This window comes from Pseudomonas sp. P4_C3, from assembly GCF_056402075.1.
The window spans coordinates 1-1,478 of record NZ_JBFUIC010000597.1 but is presented as its reverse complement, the minus strand read 5'-3'; the positions used below and the strand labels follow the sequence as shown (position 1 = coordinate 1,478).

Genomic DNA, 1,478 nt, shown 5'->3' with positions numbered 1-1,478 from the left:
GTGACGAGGATGTGTTTGACCTTGAGCACATCGACCGCGTACTGAATCACCGACAGGCAGTTGAGGTCGGTGTGCAGCACCACGTTGGCCACATTACGGTGTACGAACAGATCGCCCGGCAGCATGCCGACGATCTCGTTGGCCGGCACCCGGGCATCGGAACAACCGATCCACAGAAACTCGGGGGTCTGTTGGCGAGCCAGCTTGGCGAAGAAGTCAGGATCTTCCTCCTTGATCGCAGCGGCCCAACGCTCGTTGTTATCAATCAGATCTTGTAATTCGTTCATGCTTTGAAGCCTCAAGAATGATGCGCAGCTTTGACTGACAACCGTCCGTCGGGGTCACGCGCGAAATGCAGATGCTCTCCTGATCCGGAACACGGGGCTCCATGCCGGTGGAATTCTCGGTAGCCACGTAGGTCAACCGTAGTAAGGCCTACAGTATGAGGAATTACCATGAATGATTCACGACGTCCGTACGATGCGGTGCAACCGGAGCCCATCGATGACGACGAAGACCGCATAGGCTCGGTGCATGAACTGGATTTCGATGAAGAAGTGCCCAGCGCCAGAATCGGTGACGAACTGCCGGATGAGGAGCACGAGCAACTGATGCCTCGTCGGCGCGTACGTGAAGCAGGCCTTGCCGGCGCCTCGACCGGCGACCATCAACCTACCGACGATGACCTGAGCCCGGAAACCCTGATCCGTGAAGACGGCGCCCGGGATGCCCATGAGGCGGGCAATGATAGCCGCGCGGATTGGGACCTGAGCATCGTCGATGAGGACGATATTGGCGGTGGCAATGGTCTGGATGAGGCGGAATTGGCGCGGCGCGATCCTCTCGACAAAAAACGTTGAGCTCTACGGACTCAATCCACCAAAGTGCAGGCCATGACCACAGCATCTTCGCGCCCACCCACCGCCGGGTAGTAATCCCGGCGTCGGCCGATCTCGTTGAAACCATAACGCTCGTACAGCTTGAACGCCGCGGTATTGCTGTCGCGCACTTCCAGGAAACACTCCCGGGCGTCGGCCTTGTAGGCAATCGACATCAAATGCTCAAGCAATGTCAGCCCCAGGCCACGGCCCTGGTTTTCCGGCTTGACCGTAATGTTCAGCAGGTGCGCCTCGTCGAGGATCATCTGCACCACACCGTGGCCCACCTGTTGCTGACCTTCGAACATCAGCCAGATCTGATACTTGCCCAGGCCATCGAGGAAAATCCCGCGGGTCCAGGGATGGCTGTAGGCCGCGTATTCGATTTTCAGTACAGTTTCCAGGTCCGCCTCGGTCATCGGGCGAAACGATACAGCGTCACTCATTCGATTCTTTCCAGCGCGCCATCAGCCGACGCATGGCTTGCCAGACATCAGCCTTACGCTGTGGCTCTTCCATTAATAATTCCAGGCCCGGCACCGCCCAGGCCGAGCCCAGGCCTTCGATCTGCAACTCGCGATTGAACGCCTCGGCATCCGC

At 58.5% G+C, this 1,478-nt stretch carries 3 protein-coding genes and 1 pseudogene; 1 reads left to right on the top strand and 3 read right to left on the bottom strand.

Annotated elements, in window-relative coordinates:
• The coding region (locus AC1DVH_RS31025) for a carbonic anhydrase (protein ID WP_477757005.1) at nt 1-287 on the bottom strand (287 nt) is incomplete at its 3' end.
• 168 nt (nt 288-455) lie between these two features.
• On the opposite strand from AC1DVH_RS31025, the gene AC1DVH_RS31020 reads away from it, so the two are divergent.
• Entirely contained in the window at nt 456-860 is a 405-nt protein-coding gene (locus tag AC1DVH_RS31020; protein WP_477757004.1) for a serine kinase/phosphatase, read from the top strand.
• Between the two features lie 11 nt (nt 861-871).
• Here the strand turns inward: AC1DVH_RS31020 and rimI are convergent, their stop codons facing one another.
• Entirely contained in the window at nt 872-1,324 is a 453-nt protein-coding gene (gene rimI, locus AC1DVH_RS31015; protein WP_477757003.1) for a ribosomal protein S18-alanine N-acetyltransferase, read from the bottom strand.
• Nucleotides 1,317-1,478, bottom strand: a pseudogene (locus AC1DVH_RS31010) (energy transducer TonB); the annotation flags it as partial. The pseudogene AC1DVH_RS31010 and the gene rimI, both read right to left, overlap by 8 nt.